The organism is Paenibacillus sp. 2TAB26 (genome assembly GCF_052115145.1).
GTDB lineage: Bacteria > Bacillota > Bacilli > Paenibacillales > Paenibacillaceae > Pristimantibacillus.
Genome location: NZ_JBFRGC010000002.1, coordinates 320,922 through 340,459 on the forward strand (window position 1 = coordinate 320,922; position 19,538 = coordinate 340,459).

23 protein-coding genes and 1 pseudogene are annotated in these 19,538 nt (G+C 41.1%); 14 read left to right on the plus strand and 10 right to left on the minus strand.

From position 1 onward, the window contains the following. Positions 1-35 precede the first annotated feature (35 nt). Positions 36-1,091, plus strand: coding sequence for a glycoside hydrolase family 88/105 protein (locus AB4Z50_RS02880; RefSeq protein WP_441875430.1), 1,056 nt, complete (start codon positions 36-38; stop codon positions 1,089-1,091). A 70-nt stretch (positions 1,092-1,161) separates the two neighbouring features. On the opposite strand, the gene AB4Z50_RS02885 is transcribed toward AB4Z50_RS02880, so the two are convergent. After that, positions 1,162-1,971, minus strand: coding sequence for a phytanoyl-CoA dioxygenase family protein (locus AB4Z50_RS02885; RefSeq protein ID WP_441875433.1), 810 nt, complete (start codon positions 1,969-1,971; stop codon positions 1,162-1,164). A gap of 58 nt (positions 1,972-2,029) precedes the next feature. On the opposite strand from AB4Z50_RS02885, the gene AB4Z50_RS02890 reads away from it, so the two are divergent. Continuing rightward, entirely contained in the window at positions 2,030-2,887 is an 858-nt protein-coding gene (locus tag AB4Z50_RS02890; RefSeq protein WP_441875436.1) for a helix-turn-helix domain-containing protein, read from the plus strand. A gap of 100 nt (positions 2,888-2,987) precedes the next feature. Here the strand turns inward: AB4Z50_RS02890 and AB4Z50_RS02895 are convergent, their stop codons facing one another. Next, positions 2,988-3,395: a hypothetical protein gene (locus tag AB4Z50_RS02895; RefSeq protein ID WP_441875439.1), complete on the minus strand. Its 408-nt coding sequence runs from the start codon at positions 3,393-3,395 to the stop codon at positions 2,988-2,990. A 188-nt stretch (positions 3,396-3,583) separates the two neighbouring features. Between AB4Z50_RS02895 and AB4Z50_RS02900 the strand changes: the two are divergent. Further along, a pseudogene (locus tag AB4Z50_RS02900) lies at positions 3,584-4,102 on the plus strand (TerD family protein); the annotation flags it as partial. 63 nt (positions 4,103-4,165) lie between these two features. Next, positions 4,166-4,846: a vWA domain-containing protein gene (locus AB4Z50_RS02905; RefSeq protein ID WP_441875590.1), complete on the plus strand. Its 681-nt coding sequence runs from the start codon at positions 4,166-4,168 to the stop codon at positions 4,844-4,846. Positions 4,847-4,919: 73 nt separating this feature from the next. Here the strand turns inward: AB4Z50_RS02905 and AB4Z50_RS02910 are convergent, their stop codons facing one another. Beyond that, complete coding sequence (locus AB4Z50_RS02910; protein WP_441875442.1) at positions 4,920-6,413, minus strand: stalk domain-containing protein; 1,494 nt, start codon at positions 6,411-6,413, stop codon at positions 4,920-4,922. A gap of 264 nt (positions 6,414-6,677) precedes the next feature. On the opposite strand from AB4Z50_RS02910, the gene AB4Z50_RS02915 reads away from it, so the two are divergent. From AB4Z50_RS02915 to AB4Z50_RS02925, 3 genes are all read left to right on the plus strand, one after another. After that, positions 6,678-8,084, plus strand: a complete 1,407-nt coding sequence (locus AB4Z50_RS02915) for a sialate O-acetylesterase (protein ID WP_441875445.1) — start codon at positions 6,678-6,680, stop codon at positions 8,082-8,084. A 270-nt stretch (positions 8,085-8,354) separates the two neighbouring features. Then, positions 8,355-9,104, plus strand: a complete 750-nt coding sequence (locus AB4Z50_RS02920) for a phytanoyl-CoA dioxygenase family protein (RefSeq protein ID WP_441875448.1) — start codon at positions 8,355-8,357, stop codon at positions 9,102-9,104. Then, positions 9,104-9,916, plus strand: coding sequence for a helix-turn-helix domain-containing protein (locus AB4Z50_RS02925; RefSeq protein WP_441875451.1), 813 nt, complete (start codon positions 9,104-9,106; stop codon positions 9,914-9,916). Before AB4Z50_RS02920 ends, AB4Z50_RS02925 begins: the two co-directional genes overlap by 1 nt. A gap of 36 nt (positions 9,917-9,952) precedes the next feature. On the opposite strand, the gene AB4Z50_RS02930 is transcribed toward AB4Z50_RS02925, so the two are convergent. Continuing rightward, positions 9,953-10,843 (minus strand): LysR family transcriptional regulator, encoded by an 891-nt coding sequence (locus AB4Z50_RS02930; RefSeq protein ID WP_441875454.1) that lies wholly within the window; start codon positions 10,841-10,843, stop codon positions 9,953-9,955. Positions 10,844-11,010: 167 nt separating this feature from the next. Here AB4Z50_RS02930 and AB4Z50_RS02935 point away from each other — a divergent pair, with 167 nt between their 5' ends. The 3 genes from AB4Z50_RS02935 to AB4Z50_RS02945 all read left to right on the plus strand — a co-directional run bounded on the left by AB4Z50_RS02935 (position 11,011) and on the right by AB4Z50_RS02945 (position 13,231). Further along, positions 11,011-11,625 (plus strand): acyl-CoA thioesterase, encoded by a 615-nt coding sequence (locus AB4Z50_RS02935; RefSeq protein WP_441875593.1) that lies wholly within the window; start codon positions 11,011-11,013, stop codon positions 11,623-11,625. Between the two features lie 140 nt (positions 11,626-11,765). Next, positions 11,766-12,203, plus strand: a complete 438-nt coding sequence (locus AB4Z50_RS02940; RefSeq protein WP_441875457.1) for a hypothetical protein — start codon at positions 11,766-11,768, stop codon at positions 12,201-12,203. 128 nt (positions 12,204-12,331) lie between these two features. Next, positions 12,332-13,231: a hypothetical protein gene (locus tag AB4Z50_RS02945; RefSeq protein WP_441875460.1), complete on the plus strand. Its 900-nt coding sequence runs from the start codon at positions 12,332-12,334 to the stop codon at positions 13,229-13,231. Positions 13,232-13,300: 69 nt separating this feature from the next. Here AB4Z50_RS02945 and AB4Z50_RS02950 read toward each other — a convergent pair whose 3' ends face one another. Next, the gene (locus tag AB4Z50_RS02950; RefSeq protein ID WP_441875463.1) at positions 13,301-13,594 is read right to left on the minus strand and encodes a hypothetical protein; all 294 of its coding nucleotides are present in this window, start codon (positions 13,592-13,594) and stop codon (positions 13,301-13,303) included. A 220-nt stretch (positions 13,595-13,814) separates the two neighbouring features. Between AB4Z50_RS02950 and AB4Z50_RS02955 the strand changes: the two genes are divergently transcribed. Further along, a complete protein-coding gene (locus tag AB4Z50_RS02955) occupies positions 13,815-14,351 on the plus strand; it encodes a DUF1697 domain-containing protein (RefSeq protein ID WP_430058754.1) in 537 nt (178 codons plus the stop codon). Between the two features lie 84 nt (positions 14,352-14,435). On the opposite strand, the gene AB4Z50_RS02960 is transcribed toward AB4Z50_RS02955, so the two are convergent. The 3 genes from AB4Z50_RS02960 to AB4Z50_RS02970 form a co-directional block, all read right to left on the minus strand. Further along, the gene (locus AB4Z50_RS02960) at positions 14,436-14,864 is read right to left on the minus strand and encodes a VOC family protein (RefSeq protein WP_441875466.1); all 429 of its coding nucleotides are present in this window, start codon (positions 14,862-14,864) and stop codon (positions 14,436-14,438) included. A 111-nt stretch (positions 14,865-14,975) separates the two neighbouring features. Continuing rightward, positions 14,976-15,263: a DUF6199 family natural product biosynthesis protein gene (locus AB4Z50_RS02965; protein WP_441875469.1), complete on the minus strand. Its 288-nt coding sequence runs from the start codon at positions 15,261-15,263 to the stop codon at positions 14,976-14,978. Between the two features lie 156 nt (positions 15,264-15,419). Continuing rightward, on the minus strand, positions 15,420-15,584 hold the full coding sequence (locus AB4Z50_RS02970) for a hypothetical protein (RefSeq protein ID WP_441875472.1): 165 nt from the start codon (positions 15,582-15,584) through the stop codon (positions 15,420-15,422). Between the two features lie 259 nt (positions 15,585-15,843). Here AB4Z50_RS02970 and AB4Z50_RS02975 point away from each other — a divergent pair, with 259 nt between their 5' ends. Further along, on the plus strand, positions 15,844-16,281 hold the full coding sequence (locus AB4Z50_RS02975; protein WP_441875475.1) for an RrF2 family transcriptional regulator: 438 nt from the start codon (positions 15,844-15,846) through the stop codon (positions 16,279-16,281). Between the two features lie 250 nt (positions 16,282-16,531). After that, positions 16,532-16,906 carry a DoxX family protein gene (locus AB4Z50_RS02980; RefSeq protein WP_441875478.1) on the plus strand — a complete coding sequence of 125 codons (375 nt, stop codon included), beginning with the start codon at positions 16,532-16,534 and terminating at the stop codon, positions 16,904-16,906. A gap of 103 nt (positions 16,907-17,009) precedes the next feature. Here the strand turns inward: AB4Z50_RS02980 and AB4Z50_RS02985 are convergent, their stop codons facing one another. Continuing rightward, complete coding sequence (locus tag AB4Z50_RS02985; protein WP_441875481.1) at positions 17,010-17,771, minus strand: SDR family oxidoreductase; 762 nt, start codon at positions 17,769-17,771, stop codon at positions 17,010-17,012. A 172-nt stretch (positions 17,772-17,943) separates the two neighbouring features. Between AB4Z50_RS02985 and AB4Z50_RS02990 the strand changes: the two genes are divergently transcribed. Next, a complete protein-coding gene (locus AB4Z50_RS02990; RefSeq protein WP_076265770.1) occupies positions 17,944-18,558 on the plus strand; it encodes a TetR/AcrR family transcriptional regulator in 615 nt (204 codons plus the stop codon). Between the two features lie 49 nt (positions 18,559-18,607). Here AB4Z50_RS02990 and AB4Z50_RS02995 read toward each other — a convergent pair whose 3' ends face one another. Beyond that, complete coding sequence (locus AB4Z50_RS02995; protein WP_441875484.1) at positions 18,608-19,522, minus strand: sugar phosphate isomerase/epimerase; 915 nt, start codon at positions 19,520-19,522, stop codon at positions 18,608-18,610. Positions 19,523-19,538: the final 16 nt, after the last annotated feature.

A 19,538-nucleotide genomic window follows, 5' to 3' on the forward strand; every position in this document is an offset into this window, starting at 1 on the left:
AAGCTGCATCATTTTATGGAGGTGGAGGAGCAGGCATGAAAACGAAGTTATCGCGGGAAATAGTGAAGCAGGCGGCTGATCGTGTATATCACTATATGCTGGAGGATCATTCCGGTAGTTGGGGCATGGATTTGAACCATTGGGACTGGGTGCCGGGAGTCGGCGTCATTGCCATGCTGTCTTATTATGAGCTCACAGGTGAAGCAGAGACGATGACGGAGTTAATAAAATGGTCGCAAAATAATTTACACCTTGCGGAGAAGGTCAGAGTCATCAATGCGATGGCGCCATATACGGTTTTTCCAGCGCTTTATGAGCATACGCATGACAATGTTTTTTTGGAGACAGCAGAGCGAATTGGACAATGGATGATGAAGGAGGCGCCCCGTACAAGGGAAGGTGCCTTCGAGCATACGGTTACGGAAAATGTGAAATTCCCGGAGCAGGTATGGGCGGATACTATTTTTATGGCGGTTTTGTTCTTGGCTAAACTTGCGAAACTCATTGGGAATGTGGATTATGCGAAAGAGGCCGTACGTCAGGTGGAGCTGCATTTAACGCTGCTGCAAGATAAGGATACGGGTGTGCTGTTTCATGGCTGGAATTCGGAGGCACGGAACCATCTTTCGGCTGCCCGCTGGACGAGAGCTAATGCGTGGATAGCGGTGGCGGTGCCAATGATAGTAGTTGAGCTGGAAGGTTTAGCAGTTGTTCCGAAGGAAACACTCGAACGTTATCAATTGCTCATGCGCAGCCTTATTCGCTTTCAACATGAGGAAGGCCTATGGGCAACGGTGCTTGACCGTCCTGAATTTTATTCGGAGACGTCGGGCAGCGCCGGCATTTCTTGCGGCATTGTGAAAGCGGTACGTCAAGGCTTGCTCGATGCTGATTATTTGAATGCTGCCTACCTTGCGGCAGATGCTATTCTTCTTAAAATAAAGCCGAGCGGGGAAGTCATGGGCGTGTCCGGCGGGACGCCTATCATGCCTTCAATCGAAGCTTACAATGAGATCGCTTGTTATCCAACGCTTTATGGGCAGGGACTCGTACTTATGCTGCTGTCGGAGCTATCGGACATCTCAAGCTGATTGTTAAAGGACCGTTTGCATCACGATGAGGTGAGCAAACGGTCCTTATGTGTGCCCAGCTTCGGCTTTATCAGACGCTGTCGATAACCATCTTTTTGAGCGGTACCATCGATTCTTCCGGGACATAAAATTTGAATTTATTGTCGCTGATTTGTCCAAGCAGTTGACGGCGGATCGGATCGGCATCCTTTAATAGATGCTCGTCTGCCTGATGATAGTCAATTGGACGCATCCAGATCGGGCTATAGCCGAGAAAGAGCTGCCTTCTTGTAAATTCGGATTGATTGATCGATCCGGCATGCCATAAATTTTGTGCGAAAATAAATACATCACCCGGCTTTCCGCACACTTGTACCTCGCCATCCAATTGCTGGCGCACATCCTTATGGTTCGGATTATAGGGCTGCCTGTGGCTGCCCGGAATAACCTTTGTATTGCCGCGGTTCGGCTGTGCCATATCGCTCAAAATATAACAGACTTTTATATAATAAGTAGCTGTTAAGCCTGCAATAACCGGAAACTGTGGATGAGGGCCGTCTTGATGCCAATCGATAAAGCTGTGGGAAGCCGTCTTTATATCATTTGGATTAGGTTTTCTCACGGTTAGATGAGAAATATGCAGCTGAATATTATGTCCAAGCAAATTAACGATTAAGGGAAGGATTTCTTCGTGATCGATCAATGAGGCAATTTCAGTGTGCCGAGAGACGCTGTTATAAATATTATGAGCGAACGTATCTTCCTCCTCTGCAAGGACCTCATCGATAGCTGAATTCAGGAGGGATACCTTTTTCTGTGAAAGTATATCGGGTAAAACCAAGTATCCTTGTTCATGAAAACGGCTCATTAATTCTGGAATATTTAGCGAAGCTGTACGCATTAGCCTCTCCTCCTTCTTGTAATTAATTTTATTATATGCGACAAATTTTCGTTGTATAATGTATAGATTAATCAACTTTCTTGTAAATAATTTCATAAAAGGGATGATGGAATTGGACAAGCCTTGGTTTCGCGAGCCCGAGCTGATTTACCATGTGTTCGTGAAGGATGCTGCGCATTTTCAGAAGACAGAGGATACTTACGATCACTGGGCTTTATTCATTGTTGAAGAAGGCGGCTTTGAGTATAGAATGGGAAATTCGAGGAGCGAGAGAGCTGTAAAAGGGGAGATGGTGCTTTGTCCGCCCCATATGACCTTTTACCGTAAAACAGATGGCTTGTCATTTCATCTCATCGGGTTTCAGTGGCGGAATGCAGATAGCGCTGCCGGGGAGGACAACACCACATTGCCCCCTACAGGAAAGCTTATTCTGCTGAACAAAAAAAGAATGAGTTCTACACTTTCGTTGCTTCGCGAAGCTCGTTATGTGAAGGATAGTCTGGCGCTGAAATACAAGCAACATCTGTTAAGGGATTTGATGTATGTCTATCAGATTGAAAGCATGAATCGTAAGATAAATTATTTATATAGCGAGAACCAGGTCCTGCAGCGCGCGGTACATATGCTTCAGCAACAAGCGGAAGAGGGCGTTTCCTTGAAGGCGATCGCGATGGAGCTTGGCCTCAGCCAAGTGCAATTGACCAGGCTGTTTAAGCAGGAATTTCAAACGACACCAAGTTCGTACGCCGCTAATCTAAGAATGGATAAGGTTAAGCTTATGTTAGTTAATTCTTCATTAACGCTTGCGCAAATAGCAGAGCAGTGCGGGTTTACGGATGAGCATCATTTGAGCAAAAGCTTCAAGAAATCGTTTGGCATGAACCCGTCCTCTTATCGGAAAGCTTATACGATTTAAGCGAATCTATTTCGACAATAAATGCCATATAAATTTCCTTAAGGAGCATAAATAAAAAATAACCGCTGGTTTTAACCAACGGTTACCGGACAAGCTGGTATCAATAACAATAATAACGCTCCCAAATTTTGAATGAATCGTCCTTATGCTTATCCCACCAACAGATATCATCCCACCAATCATCATTGTCGAACCAATCATCATTGTCGAACCAGTCAAACCAGCCTTTCTTGTCCCAATCTTTGTCGTTCTTATTTTTGCTTGGTTGGTTTGAATGATTATTGTTATTAGTATTCTTGTTGTTGTTTTGCTTATTATTATTGCTGTTGTTGCTGTTGTTGTTGCTGTTGATTGTACTTTTCGTAATGGAGAACACAGACAAGATACTTGATAAGAAACCTTTCTTTTCATCGTATGGTTCTTTACTGGATGCAGCAAATGCGGAAGCAGGATACATACAGATGGTGATCAGCAACGTAAGTGATAAGATTTTTTTGAATTTGGACATGACATCAACACCTCCCGTCCCCGCTCTAATTGCGAACTTAATGTTCGTTATAAAGAATTTTATAATAATTATATCCTTTTGTAAACGAACATTTTGAAAAAAATGGATAGTTTGGAGGAGGACTTTAGCCATAGTTTCGTAGATAATAGAGTGAAGAATACTAGTTAAATCGAAATGGAGCGGGATGTATGTTATTGTCGAAGGGTCAAAAGGTAGATATCACTAGAGGACGCGAACTTACATCTGTGAGAGTTCAATTTGGTTGGACGTCTAGAGAATCATCGATGAGCATCGATGCTGCTGCTTTTCTATTATCTGATCGAAATATCTGCGAGAGAGATGAACATTTTATATTTTATGGCAATCCACAAGCACACGATGGTTCGATTTCGCATGATGTGACAGAGAAGAGCGGTGATAAGGAGGCAATCACGATACACTTGAAGCGGCTGAGTAAAAATACGGAAAAAATAGCTTTTACAGTGACGATTCATGAGGGCGAACGGCTTGGCCATTTTATGCAAAACGCATCGCATTTATATATTCGACTAGTAAATGGAAGTACAGATGAAGAGTTGTTCCGATTTGATTATGGCTTGGCGTTTACAAAGGAAACGGCTGTAGTTGTCGGTGAATTGTATAGATATAACGGTGAGTGGAAGTTTAATGCAATTGGGAGCGGTTTTTACGGAGGGCTTGAAGCGTTATGTACAAGCTTTGGTCTAGAGATTGAGAGGGAAGAAGCAGAGGTAGCAGCTGCTGCAGCCGAAATGACTTTATCATCCATTGATTTGCGGAAAAAGATCGTCCAAATTACGTTGGAGAAGAAAAAATTAACGAGTGTTGCGGCTAGAGTAGGTATTGTACTTGATATTTCAGGTTCTATGCAGTCATTATACAGAAATGGCACCGTGCAGGAAGTAGTGGAACGAATTCTCGCGGTTGCCAGTAAATTTAATGATAACGGGATGCTCGATGTCTGGGTTTATGATACTCATTTTAGCCGATTGCCTTCTGTTTCAGAAAAAGATTTTGATCAATACGTCCAACGAAAAATATTGGATAATAACAACATACATAAGTTTGGGCGCAACAATGAACCTCCAGTTATGGAAGATGTCATTCGTAAATATACGGTGGAAGAGGAAGCGGCCACGCCAGTATTTATTATATTCATTAATGATGGCGGAGTCGTAAAACCGATTAAAAAGGTCATTACTGCCGCAGCGGTTCAGCCGATTTTCTGGCAGTTCGTTGGCATTGGTCATTCCGATTTTGAGGTGTTGAAGCATCTAGACACCATGGAAGGCCGGATTGTCGATAACGCAAACTTTATACATTTGGATGATATAGCAGCTGTATCTGATGAATTATTGTATGATCAGCTATTAAACGAATTTCCGAGCTGGTTGGAAGCTGCGAAAGCGAAGAGGATTGTTAGACCAAATTAATTAGCATTTTTTATTTACAGTAACGACAATGGAAAATCAAAGCCACCAGATCAATAGGTCTGGTGGCTTTTGTTTATTTGCTTATGGAAATAACTCGATTATCAGGATCCCAATCAATTTTACGATCAAGGCCTTCAATAACAAAACGCAAGGGAACCATGGTCATTGTATCAATAATCATCGGAGGATAGTCTAACGTTATCTGCTTGCCATCGATAAACGCTTCTTTCTCTCTAATGGTGAGATTCAGTGTATGGTTAGCATTCGATATGGTCATTTTCCCTTTTACGTATTCCACTTTTGCGCCTAGTTCATTAAATGTACTGCGAAGCGGAACGAAAGTAACGCCTTTGTAAATATAGGGATTAGAAGTGAGCGTTATCGTCTTTCCGTCGAGCTTTACTGTTATGGCTTTCTTCACTTGGCGCAGCTTTGAAACCATTTCACTTGAAGGAATATTCATTTGATTGTAATAGTCCATAATGGTTTCACTGCCTGTTCCATATCCGAATGGTTGTTTAGACCATAGAGTTCCGTCTACCTTCAAAATAATAAAAAAATCTTGATTAAGTGAATGGATCGCAAATTGTTTCACATTTGAAATGCCTGCAATGGGTGATGGATCAACTAAATCTTTAGAATTATTATATAAACCCCATAACGTTCCATCGGAATGAAGTGCTGCGCAGCTAAATGTTCCACAGCTTATATCAGAAGCCGATGTTAGAAGTTTATTGAGTTTTAAACCTTTGTTTATTTCCCACACTGTACCATCCATGTCGAGAACAATCGATTTTTCCCATGTGGCAGAAACTTTTTTAGCATAAATGCCAGGTAGCTTAAATGGACTCATCAAATCTCCTGTATCGCTGCCCCATCCATTGTAATGACCCCAAATCCAAGTTTCTCCTTTCGCATTAATTGCTGCTGAAAGGAAGCTTCCTGCGTGGACGGAGACAATATCTTTTAGTCCAGCAACTTGCTTTGGAATATTTTGTTCACTGACGCGTTTGCGATAATCTTCAGGCTTATAGGCGCTGATGTCCATGCGACCCAATTGACCCAAACCGCCGTTCCCCCATGACCATACCGTGCCATCTGACTTTAATGCTAGATTATGGTCTTCTTTTGCAGCAATATCGATGACATCTGTAAGACCATTAACCATTTTAGGTTTTGTTACAATAGCTTGTGCGTTTGTATCATAGGTATCAAAACCGCTTACGCCATCACCGTTCCCGCCCCAGAACCACACTGTACCATCTTTTTTGAGTGCGAGGCTGTAAAAGCCTGTGACTTGAACTTTAGCAACGTCACTGAATACAGGTACCGCAGCCGATTTGAAACCAATTGTTCCATCTCCCAGTTGACCAGCAAAGTTATTGCCCCATGCCCATACCATTCCTTGATTGTCTAACGCTAATGCTACGTTACCAGCCATTTCGACCTGAGTAAATCCTGTGAGCGAATTGGAACTGCTTTCTGCAGCCTTTAAATTACTGAGAGGTGTTAGTGATAATGCTAATAAAACCGCAAGGCATACTTTCGTGAAAATACGTTTTTTCAAAGGTTAGCACTCCTTTTTTTGCATTTAGGCGATTACAATTGTTTGAATGGGTATTTAATTGGTCCTAATGTATAGATGCCGATGATGTATGTTACATTCTAAACGATAAATTTCCATTTTTTGTTTCACTTTTTTTTCGAAACTTTTGGCCGCGCATAAAAAAATAGCTAATGAATAAATAATTGCCAACTTGTTATATAAGTCATTCAAGAAGAAGAGTACTATTGTAAGGAGAACGAAATAGGAAAGGCGGTTTTGTTGATCATGTCATTTGGCGTTTTTTTGGAGAAAGGTCCTGTGGCTTGGGAAATTATTCAGCAAGTAGACGGAAGAGGTAAGTTTGCGTTATCGGGCACTTGGGAAGTGGACCAGGCAGTGCACATTGGTCCATTCCAAGTGTTTGCAAGAGTGGTTCATGAGAATAACGGTAGAGATGTATTAAGCTGGACACCATGTGAAATGGTGAGTGAGAATGGATGGCGAGTTACCTTACATGTTCCGACTGGTGGTTTATACCGCTTGGAAACTTGCTTGCAGCATGATCAGAATGCGGTACTTGGTTCAGGAGCGATACGCGGAGATATGATCCATCATATCGGTGTCGGAGATTTATGGATCATAGCCGGTCAAAGCAATGCGGCAGGTTATGGAAGAGGAACGGTAGAAGATAGTCCGATGCTAGGGGTTCATTTGCTAAGAAATAACGGATTGTGGGATCTCGCAACGCATCCGTTCAACGACTCCACGGCAACGATCCATGAGGTGAATATGGAGTGGGTAAATCCAGCACATAGTCCGTGGCTGCATTTTGGCAAGTTGTTGCAAAATGAGCTCCATTATCCTATTGGTTTCGTACAAACGGCTCTTGGCGGTTCTGCGCTTCGTGCTTGGAATCCTGATGAAGAAGGTCATCTTTATCGAAATATGATCGAAACGGTGCAGCGCTGCGGCGGCAAAGTGGCTGGCGTGGTATGGAACCAAGGCAGTTCCGACTGCAATTCTGAAAGCGCCGATACTTACTTGGAGCGTTTTACAAAGGTTGTTCAATATTGGCGTAAGGATTTGAACATAACTGAGCTTCCCTTTATAACGGTCCAGCTTAACCGCTTCACCAATATTCAAGAAGACAAAGAGCATCACGACAAACAATGGGGGAAGGTGCGCGAAGCACAGCGGCAAGCTGCAATATCCATACCTTCGGTTTCTGTCATACCTTCACTTGATTGTCCAATGTCTGACGATATTCACAACAGCCCTGCAGGAAATTTAATAATTGGGAGCCGTGCGGCGAATATAGCATTGCAAGCGGTTTATGGTTTACAGCGGCAGGCGTACTCGCCTAATTTGGAACATGCCATTTACATACAGGAACATGAATCGAATTCACATGCCATTAAGCTGCGCTTTAAGCATGTATCGGAACGACTATTTGCGATAAATCCACAAGCGGATTTGTTTGGTATAGAGGACGAAGAGGGTGCTATTCTATTGAATGGCTGGACCATTATATCGAGCAATGAAGTGTTGCTTAAATTATCGAGAAAGCCTAGCGGCAAACTTAGTGTTCATGGTGCATATCAGACGAATCCGGCATCTCAGATGCTGATTGATACGGGGACTTATTTGCCGATGCTGGCATTTTACAATGTGGAAGCGGTTGCTGAAATATAAACGATTTTTTTTCAGATTTCAGTGAAAGAAAGCGGTTGGAATAGAAATAGACGCTTATAAATTTGAAGTCAAATAAGCAAGGACTGTTGACCATGCAGGTAATGCTGAGGTTAGCAGTCTTTTTTATAATGACGTATATATCAATTCTAGACACAAAGATGATAATCAGAGCCATTGTTGAAGATGGATTGGCGCAGTAATATACAAGTATAGCAAAACATCTGCAAGCAGCGTCAATCACACTCGAATAATGGAGAGGGGATTATCATTATGCTTACAACACAAAGCGAACTTTTAAAGCCGCTATCTAACGAACAACTGGAGCAATATCATAAAGACGGATTTGTTATTATCAAAAAAGGCTGCAGTGCGGATTTAATCGATGCTTTTAATAGACATATTTATGAACTGCGTTCTACGCCGCTTGATGAAACGCCGGATTGGGCACGCACCTCCGAGAAAGCACGCTATTCTACTCGTCTATTCAACCCGCACCAGCATGACAGCTTCTCGCGACAAGTGATGAAGCTTCCGATCGTTAGGGGTGCTCTAGCTCAGGTGATGAAAAAGGAGGCCGTTTGCGTACAAAGTATGTTCTTCTATAAAGAGCCGGGTTCGCCTGGTCAAGCTGCGCATCAGGACTACTACTATATCAAAAACGATCCAATGACCATGGTTGCCGCTTGGATTGCGATGGAAGAGCAGGTAGATGTACAAAACGGCTGCTTATGGGTTATTCCTGGCACGCATAAGCTTGGGCTTCTGCCGCATGGCAAAGTGAAAAATATCGATGAGCATGAAGAATGGACGGACGAGACAGAGGGCATCGATTTAAATCAACAGATTCCTGTTATTATGGAAAAAGGAGATATTCTTTTCTTCCATGAGCTGTTAATTCATTCCTCTAACCGTAATCGGAGCACTGACCGCTGGCGTCGTTCTTATGTTTGTCATTACATTCGTGAGGATTCAGCAGTTACATTGCGTGAAGATCTGCGCGAGAAATATGCGTTGATTTAATGGCTAATACTGTATCGATCAACAGAATCAGATCGGCTTACGCAGGCACAGTTATTTATCCGGCTAACGGTCGTTATGGTCCTCGTGTACAAGAGGATATACAGCTCGTACTGCTGCATTCGGGCGAGATGAGCATTGAGATTGATGATGAGTTTCATGAGATAACGCCTGGGTCTGTCGTGCTGCTAAAGCCAGGGCACCATGAACAGTTTACATTCTGGAGGAAGGGTGAAACCTGGCATCGCTGGATATCTATTCATATTGAGGACTTATCTGAGACGGAAAAAGAGTACTTCGAGGAACTTCCGCTATGTCAGCGCATCTCGGAGGAGATGAATCGATTAACAGATTTAATGCTTTCAGTGCAATATGCTCATCCATCCGAAAGTGATCTGCTTCGCAGCTTGGGTATGTCGGCGATCCTGTTATATGTCTCTGAAATGTCGCGGACTCGAGCACTTGAGGAAATTCATCCGTCTATTCTAACAGCGAAAAGTCTGATTCATAGTACTTACCACGAGGAGATAACTTTGACTATGCTCGCGGAGCATGCAGGTGTCTCGCCAGAACATCTTGTTCGATTGTTTCGAATGAGCGAAAAAACGACTCCGATTAAGTACCTGTGGCATTATCGGGTGTTAAAGGCTGTTGAATATTTAACCCATACTGGTTTATCCATTACTGAGATTGCAATTAGATGCGGTTTTAAATCAACTTTCCATTTTGCAAGGATGGTTAAAAAGCAGATGGGGAAGACACCAACCGAAGTAAGGCAGTTCTCATGGAAAGGCAATCAAATCGAAAAAGCATAAAAAAGTTCGCAGTGAATACCCTGCGAACTTTTTTTCTTATTTCTTCTGAAGCTCTGCTTCTATAAAACGAATCCATTCGCGCGAAGCGAAGGATAAGTACTTGTCTTTGCGCCATATCATCGACAATTGCCATGGGATTACAGGCTGAACAACGGAAACCGAAGCAAAACGTTTTTTGTCCAGCTGCCTGCATATGCCCTCAGGCAAAAGCGTTACACCGTATTTTGCTGCAATCATTTCCGTCATGAAGTCCCATTGCGAGCTCTCAAACACGATTTTGGGCTCGAAGCCTGCTGCTTCACAATGTTCTTTAATTAAATGATGGATCGTAAAATCTTTGCGAAACATAATAAATGGCTCTGATTCTAGCTGCTTCATCTCAATCATGCTCTGACCAGCAAGCTTGTGTTCAGCATGAACAACAAGGCGTAAATTCTCGTTGATGCAGGGAAGGACATGATACCGTTCCACGTCCTTAACGGGAAGAATGACCATACTGAAATCCAGTTCTCCATGGAGAATATCTTGTTCCAAGCTTTTCCCGCCTTGTTCAATGACATGCAATCGAATTTGAGGATAATGAGACAAAAATTTCTCAATAATGAGCGGTAAAAAATATCCGCCTACCATGGGAGGAATGCCTAAGCGCAGCGTTCCTTTTTTTAATTTTACAACTTCCTCAAGTTCACTCGACATATCCTCAAAGGATTGTATAATCTGTTTCGCTGAACGGAGAATCGATAGGCCAGCATCCGTCAATTCGATCTGCTTGGAGGAGCGATCTATCAGCTGTGCACCAAGATCCTCTTCAAGCAACCGTACCATTTTTGATAATGAGGGCTGGGTTACATGCAGCTTGCGTGCGGCTTGTGTGAAGCTGCCCGCTTCAGCAACCGCGACAAAATAATTTAAATGTTTAAGATCCATTTATATTGCTCCTTCAGCTTTAGAGCAGGAATCAATTGATAATCTGCTTTATGAGCACCTATAGTGAAAAGGAATGAAAACTATGCGATATATGTATTTTACCTATATATAAGATGGGTGTAAACTTAGCGTTATCGAAAAATTTTATGAAGAAAAAAGGTGTTACCATGAACGTATTAGAAAAATTAGTTGTCCCTTTATCATCAAGACCAGCATCAGCATCACTAACCATTAAGGAATCGATTGTTCTGCCGCCAGATACCAATCATCACGGAACGATTTTTGGTGGAAAGCTTATGGCATATATAGATGATGTGGCTACGATAGCCGCAACGAAGCATGCTCGTCGTCCCGTCGTTACGGCTTCTACGGACTCCGTTGATTTTCTTCATCCAGTAAGAAAAGGCGATGCAGTAAGCTTATCAGCTTTCGTTACTTGGTCACATAAAACGTCTATGGAGGTGTTTGTCCGAGTAGTGACGGAGGATTTGCTTACAGGCGGTCGCAAGGTGTGCGCTACCTCATTCCTGACGTTTGTTGCATTAGGTGATGACGATAAACCAACAGTAGTGCCTGGCGTATTAGCCGAATCAGATGAAGAGCGGCTATTGTTCTCTACTGCACCAGATAGGAAAGAGGCAAGACGTATACGAAGACAAGAGAGTAAGCATTTTGCCAACTACATGGGAACAGATTATGCTTTTAAAGAAACGCAATCCAAATCAGTCCCACAGCATTCCATTAATAAAGGTTACGAATCTGCTTGGGGTTCGGACTGGTAAACGCATAATTGGTTTCACTAAGCTGCTGTAATTGATTACAGCAGTTTTTCTTATTCAAGGTGGTAAATTGTTTTGAAAATAAGGATAACCTGTTGCCGCATATCCTATAACGAGCAAAAATTCGTTCAAAGGAGCATGCGATGCATAATGCAGGGACTTTATTTTTGAAGCTGATCTTAAATCTCTTTTCGCTTCTTTTTATTTTTCCCGCAATTTTGTTCTCCATTCTGGTGCTATGCTTGACGGATAATGTGAAATCCGGAATGGTTATGCTTATTTCTGCGTTGATCCTTCATGTTATTGTGAAAATTAGCGGCTACTCGCATTCTTTATCACAAGGTAATCATGAATATCAGTTAGATAGGCGAGAAACCGAAATATTTAGTGAGTGGTCATATGAAAAAGAATCGCCGCCACCACTTGTGGACATTTATCGTGAAATTGATTGTTGGAATGGGGAATCTGAGGCATTATACCGCATGATTCGAAATCGTGAACAAGCTAATTACTCGGAGGATCGTACTGAACGATGCGCAGCATGCAAGCAGAATAAGTGCGGAAATAGGCATGATGATTAGAATGGGAAAAGCAGTGAAATGGATGATCAGAAAATATTACCAGCCATATTAATAAATATTAATGACGTTATGCCCCTGAATTCATATAAGATATGCGAAAGATATGTAAACAGGGAGGTTATATGATCATGGAAAAGAAACGCTGCTTATTCTGTTCTGAGATCGTACCCATCGAACAAAAAGGTGAGTATGAGCGCTATTTGGGCTGCAACTGCGCACCGGGAAGTTATTACAGTTTATTAAGAGATAGTTACCTTGCTATTAACTCATTGTCCTATCCTATAAAAAATAAACGTTTTCCCATTATATCGGGGTACATTAGAGAACAATTAGATTGTGGTGAAAAGATTACTCTTACAATTGATGACTTGGAAACGATTGAGAAAGCACCACATATTCCGCTAACAATTGAAGATAAAGAAGCACGGCTTCTTCAATATTTATATCGTCATTCCGATGATCCTGGACAACCGATCGTCATTCAGCCGCTTTCGCAAAATTTTAATTTAACTTATTCTCCAAACCTGCAAGAGCTCGTGTACATTGTGGAGAAACTAAGGGAAGCTCAATTGATTGTTAGAGAAGGGATTACTTTTAAGCTTACGGAGAAGGGATGGAACGAAGCAGCAGCAAGAGCAGGGGGAAGGAAGTTGAAAACCTGCGGTGTGCTGCTCCCAGACAATCAGCCATTGCGAGCGGAATGGTTTGAGCATGTATTTCCGAAATTAGAGCAGTTTGGTTATTTGCCGTTTATGTTTCAACAATCAGATACAGGCGGCAATGAAAATTATTCCATAACGAAGCTAGCTGAAAGCAAGCTTATCATTGCGGATATTACAAGCCATTCACCGGAGGTTTATTTTGCAGCTGGGTATGCGCTTGGCGCAAATGTTGAGGTCGTGTGGACGATGAATAGCACACAGGAGGACGAGCTGTGCGTTCAGCCGGAGTCCATTAGGCCAATGATATGGGATGATGCGGGGGAGCTTGCTGCGCTGCTTCAGCAGCGGCTGAGCTTTAAGAAATAATCTATAGAATCAATACACAAAACACACGCTTAAAAAGGTGTGTTTTGTGTTATTTATGTTAATCTACGTCTAGCTGCACATCGTGGCAGGTTTTAAGGCGGCATTAAAAGCAGCACGATTTTCCCATAAGAATGAGTGAATTTGGCTTGACTCATCAAAGAAATGCTCCTGCTCATCCATGTAATCTTCACCTAATCCATGTACGCTGAATCGATCCTCACTGTTATTCATTAGAGTCCATTGTCCTCCACGTTTGCGATCTGCGAATACAAAATAAAATTTTTGACCGGTTGCATCCCACTGGGCTAGTTGCTTGAAGTTTTCTAAAATAAATGCAATATCATTTTTCTTTTTGATCAACATGGTTCATCTCCTCTTTCTTTATAAAAATAATTGTCATATTAGCGTGTATGCTCGCATAAGAACAAGACAAGAATATACGATTTTATCAGAAAAGTATGTCAAACGGTAGGAACGATTTATAGGATTGTTTGACGAATAATGGCGTACTTGATATATGGTGAAATCAGTTATACTATAAATGTCAAATAACATCAGCAGTTGAAAGAAAGGATGTTTGTAGATGAGCATTTATTTTGCGCTTTTACGAGGAATTAATGTTGGCGGCAATAATATGATAAAAATGGCTGAGCTTAAACGAATGTTTGAGGAGCTTGGCTTTGCACGTGTGCAGACGTATATTAACAGCGGGAATGTCATTTTCGAATCAAACGAGAATGCAAACAAACTAGAAGAGACAATTGAGAAGCAGATTAGTGAAGTGTTTGGATTTAATATCGCTGTAATACTGAGGACGTCGGATGAACTTGTAAGCATTATTGATAAATCACCATTCAATGCGGCTGAGTTGACCGAAGGTCAGAGTATACATCTCACTTTACTAAAAGAGGCGCCTACACAAGAACAAATTAATAATTTGCCTGATGTAGACCTAGGCAATGATGAATATTACATAAGCGGCAAAGAAATTTATGTGCTTTATCGAAACAGTATTCTTGATTCCAAGCTGCCCAAAAAATTTCAAAATTTACTGCCAGCTACAGCTCGAAACTGGAAAACAATTATGAAGCTTGATGCGATGGCAAAAGCATTAAAATAAGTACAGTGTTAGAACGAAAAAAAAGGATAGGGTACTATTCTTATGAAAAGAATAGACCCCGATCCTTTTTAACCTTAATGTTTGTTAACCGTTATCTGCCTCATCTTCAACGTTCAGTTGCCACAAGATGCCAAGCTTGTCCTTTACTTGGCCGTAGCATTTGCTCCAGAACGTTTCTTGGAGTTCCATTAGAACCGTACCGTTTTCCTTCAGCTTATGAAATAGTGATGTTACTTCATCTTTATCTTTGCTGACGATCGAAAGGCTTATATTGTTTCCTTCAATAAAGGGCATTCCAGGGAATACATCAGAAAACATAACATTGCTGCCTAAAATGTTTAAGCGAGCGTGCATGACTAAGTTTTTTGCTTCCTCAGGAAGGGGATATTCTGGGTTTGGTGGAATATCGCTGAAAGTAGTGAAATTTGTAATTTCAGCCCCAAACACTTGCGCATAATATTCGACCGCTTCACGACAATTCCCATTGAAATTCAAATAAACATCAACTGCCATTTTATTCACTCCTTCATGATTATTGGCTCATTATTGCTCCAATATTTTCATTCCAATTGTATCATTAGATGGTCTGGAATCAAATTTTTTTTGAAAATTTAAGATGTTATTTTAGAAAAGATTAGGCAGGATGACAAATAGAAAAACAATAAGAATGATGATACTGCTTATCCGGCTCATTAGTATGTAAGCATCGCTAGGTTCTGAATTTCCTTTAACCATCCAGCCGTATCTCATGTACCAACCGAACTTAGGGAAGAAGATATTAAGGAATGCAATGATGACAAATAGGATAACAAACAATACCACAAGGATCAGCCCCTTATTTGTGTATTCGCGATTAAATGAAGGAATTAAGAAAGTTAAAAATAGTTGATCGGTATTTCTTTTATTGTACATGATAAAAGGCTACAGCAGACTAATAAAATGGAATTAATTCCTTATTATTATTGATTTATGTAATGGAAAAAAGGAAGACCACAAGGCCCACGAAATGGTCCTTGTGGATAATATAAACGTCTATATACTCGCACCGATACGGGTTAGACCTTCTTTTTAGTATCCTTTACCATGACCAGTGCCAACTCCGCCAACTCCACCATATCCACCGTATCCGCCAACTCCGCCAAATCCGCAACTGCAAGCGATAATCACCAAGAGAATAAAGAGGACTAAGATGATCCCTAAGCTCGAGAAAGCTCCACCAACGTGACCAGACATTTTTCAATGCACCTCCTTACGTTCTGTGTACTGTGTAATTTATGCTGGATGGGTATTTGTTGATTGGGTGTTTGTTACCTAGCTAAATGAATCATGTCATAAGCCTAGTTATAAGTTAGACAGAAGCGAAAAAGAAGTATGACTGTCTTGGGGGTGACAAACTTGAACATGAAAATGCATTACTTTATAATGTGCTTAATAGAAATACAATTCATAATATGATGTTTAAGCCACATAAGTGGCTGAAGGAGTGATTGATATGAGTACTGCAAATCGTGGAGTTAATATCGGACCTCCTAGATTTAAAATAGCGGTTCATTCCATTGTCTGGTTAGCGCAGAGCGGCAGCATCTTATCAAGTGCGATGATTGCAAATCAGGTGAATTCGCATGCAACTTTTATGAGAAGAGTTATGCAAGCATTAGCGGCAGCCGGCATTGTGGAGTCAAAGGGCGGTAGAGAAGGCGGATATATTTTAAGAAAAACGGCGAATGAAATTACATTAGGCGACATTTACGCGGCAGTAAATACATGTACAGCTGAACCAGAAGGTGATGGTAATTGTGGAGAAACAGGCCATAAACTGGACGTAGAGCTGGAAAAAATTCTGTTTGAAGCTGAGCAAAAAACGATTGATTACCTTCGTCAGTATACTATTAATGATGTGATGGAGCGTGTAGATTTTTTTGTCGTTTAATTTTTTCAACAAAGTACTAGTCAAACGTTTTGAAACGAATTATAATGTGCTTAAATGAGTTGCAGTTAAAACTGCACTTTTATTTTTGTATTATATGTGCTTATTACAAGCACAGTTAACTTTGAAGATTATGGGGGTATGACCTAAATCGGAAATAACAACAGTAAGCATTAAATATTTGAAAAGAATAGTCTGTTTTATAATGTGCCTTCATAGGTTGCATTAACCGAGAAAAAAAGGAGAGTCTACAATGGAAATATTAGCGTTGGTATTGCAGGGACTATTAGGTTTGATGTTTTTGATGGCGGGATTCGGTAAAGTATCGGGGTCGAAGATGCACGTTGACGGCTTTAAACAATGGGGCTTGCCGCAATGGTTCCGAGTTGTAACGGGTGTTGTTGAATTAATCGCTGCCATTGCTTTAATTATTGGATACTGGGAGCACAGCTGGGCAGCAGCTGGCGCGTTATTGCTTGGCATTACAGCTATCGGAGGTACATTAACTCATGTACGTGTAAAAGATTCTTTCAAACAAACTTTCCCGATCATCCTCGTAGGTGTTTTATCATTTGTACTATTTTTTATCCGACTATCCGATTTATCTGATTTTCCTGGGTTTAACTAAGGTGTACTAGAGTAAACATAATTTCGTAATCTTCATATCTATCGTTAATAACAAAATAAGGAGCCATCACAAGTGATGGCTCCTTTGCTGTTCATTAAGTGTTTTAGTATGCTGACCAACCGCCATCTGCGGTAACTACAGTGCCGTTGATAAAGCTAGAATCATCTGAAGCTAGAAATAAAGCAACGCTCGCAATTTGTTTCGGATCTGCCGCTTCTCCGCGTTGTAAGGACATACCAGCCATAGCTTGTTCGATACCAAATGGATCAGCATGTGTCATACCTGCACCAATGTTTGTAGCAACAGCGCCAGGCGCGATAGCATTACATCGAATGCCGAGCTTGCCATATTGGAACCCTACATTTTTGGTAATGCCAACAACAGCATGCTTGGAAGCCGTGTAAGCAATGCCTGCGCGTGAACCAAATAGACCGCCGACAGAGGCTGTGTTAATAATGACGCCATGGCCTTGCTTCGACATGAGGGGAATAGCTTTGCGAATAGCTCTCATAGGACCAGTCACGTTAATGTCCATTACTCTGTTCCACATTTCATCGGTAACGGATTCTGCGGGCAGCATTTGATCCATAATACCTGCATTATTTACTAATATATCAAGTTTGCCAAAATCATTTACTGCAGTGTCAATCATTCGAGCAACGTCTTCTTCCTTTGTAACGTTTGTAACTACGCCTTTGGCTTGTCCACCAGATGAATTAATTTCCTCAACAACAGAAGTTACTGCCGCTTCATTAATATCGGCTACAACTACTTGAGCACCTTCTTGTGCGAATAATAATGCCATTTCCTTGCCCATACCTGACGCTGCGCCTGTGATTACGGCTGTTTTTCCTTGTAATTTCATTTGTATCATCCTCTCGACTAGGCAGATTGGTTCTTTCTTTATTTGACGACGTCCTGTCGTATATACTTAGGATAACAAGTTAAGTGATTATTACTATGACATTTCGAGTCAAAATGTCGTTTAAGGTATAAATTAGTTCAACAAGCATGTGAATGAACGAGGGGCTGAGCAAATGACAAAAGTGTACAATACCTTAGATGTACGTGGTGTCCGCACCCGTACATTTCTCAAAGAAGCGCTGTTATCACTGATGGCTGTCAAAAGCTATAACCAAATAAAAATTAAAGAAGTTACAGAAATAGCGGGTGTAAACCGCGTTACCTACTATGATCATTTCTCAACGAAAGATGAGCTCCTTATGGAGCTTATTGAAGACGTGCTAACTGAATACGCCGATATTATTGAAGGCGTTACAGAATTTCCAGCGTCAAAGCGACCGTCCATTGAATATATGAAGACGATCAGGCTATCCGTTGGTCATATAAAAAAACATTCCGATTTCTATAGCATCATGCTGCTTGGAAATGGCGTTCTTAACTTCTCGGATCGACTTCATGATCAAATGTTTGAATCTTTGCTTCAATTAGTACGCCGGATGGGGCAGCAGAATCCGGAAATTGAATCGGACCTGCTTGTGAACTGGATTGTTGGAGGGGCTATAGGAATATATAAATACTGGCTGCAAAATGGCATGCGGCAAACCGAGGAAGAAATTTCACGGCAGATGCTGAAAATAACGATGGCTTCTAGTCAGGTTTTCAATTTGCGTACATATGTCATTCCATAAGGAAATGAAAAAGCTGCCTCTAATTAGTATGGCAGCTTATAGGTGAATCTTATTTATTGAGAATGCTGTCTACCCATAAATAACAGCTTTCTAATTGTTGTTCGCTAATACGATCAGACCTGTGCTCGAACATGATCCTTACTTTATTATTTTCTTCTCTAATAATGTTCAAATAATCTTCTATCGGTGCCCATCCCTCAACGGGACTGAGTTCGGGGAGTGCCGGATGATGTCTATTTTGAATGGTATCGTTAATTTGCATGTTTGACAAATGAATCGAAGCAGCATATTTCGTATACTTTCTAAATATTTTTCTTGCATCTAACGAAGGATCTAACCTCTCTTGATGAAATAGTCTTGCCGTATCCAGGCACAGCTTAATTTTCGGGTACTTTAAAAGCAAATTTTCCAAGAAATCCGTATCATAGATATACTTATTTAGTGCGTCAAACTCCAGTAATGGGGTGAAATGATATTGCTCGCTTTTTTCCGTAAGCCAGTTGAAAAGGTATTCGCTTTTTTCAACAAATTGCTCAAAACAATAATTGCTTTCTAAAATGTATTCCGTGCTATTCGTAAATTTCCATGTATCCCAGTTGACGCTGTCATCCAATAGGACTGGTTTAGGATAATGGAACAAAATATAATCAAGTGGGGCTGTTGCTAAATAATTCAGCTCTTCTTCGATATTGTTGAATGCGTCAGTTCTAATCTTATCATCTAAGGATAAAATTAATGCATCTCTTAGTCTTGAAGCATTAGCTCGCATAGGAAAATGTACTCCGATATGAAACCCTCTTTTTTTTGCTTCTTCAACAAGCTTTAAATAATCTTCATGGGTATGGAACAAACATGCTTCAATCCCGTAAAAACTATCTCTAAAATCCTTTTCATATTTACGGTCATCGAATCCTCCGTATTGCCCGATCATAAATTGTTTGATGAAAATCTCCTCCTCTTCCATAGACGTCATTACAATT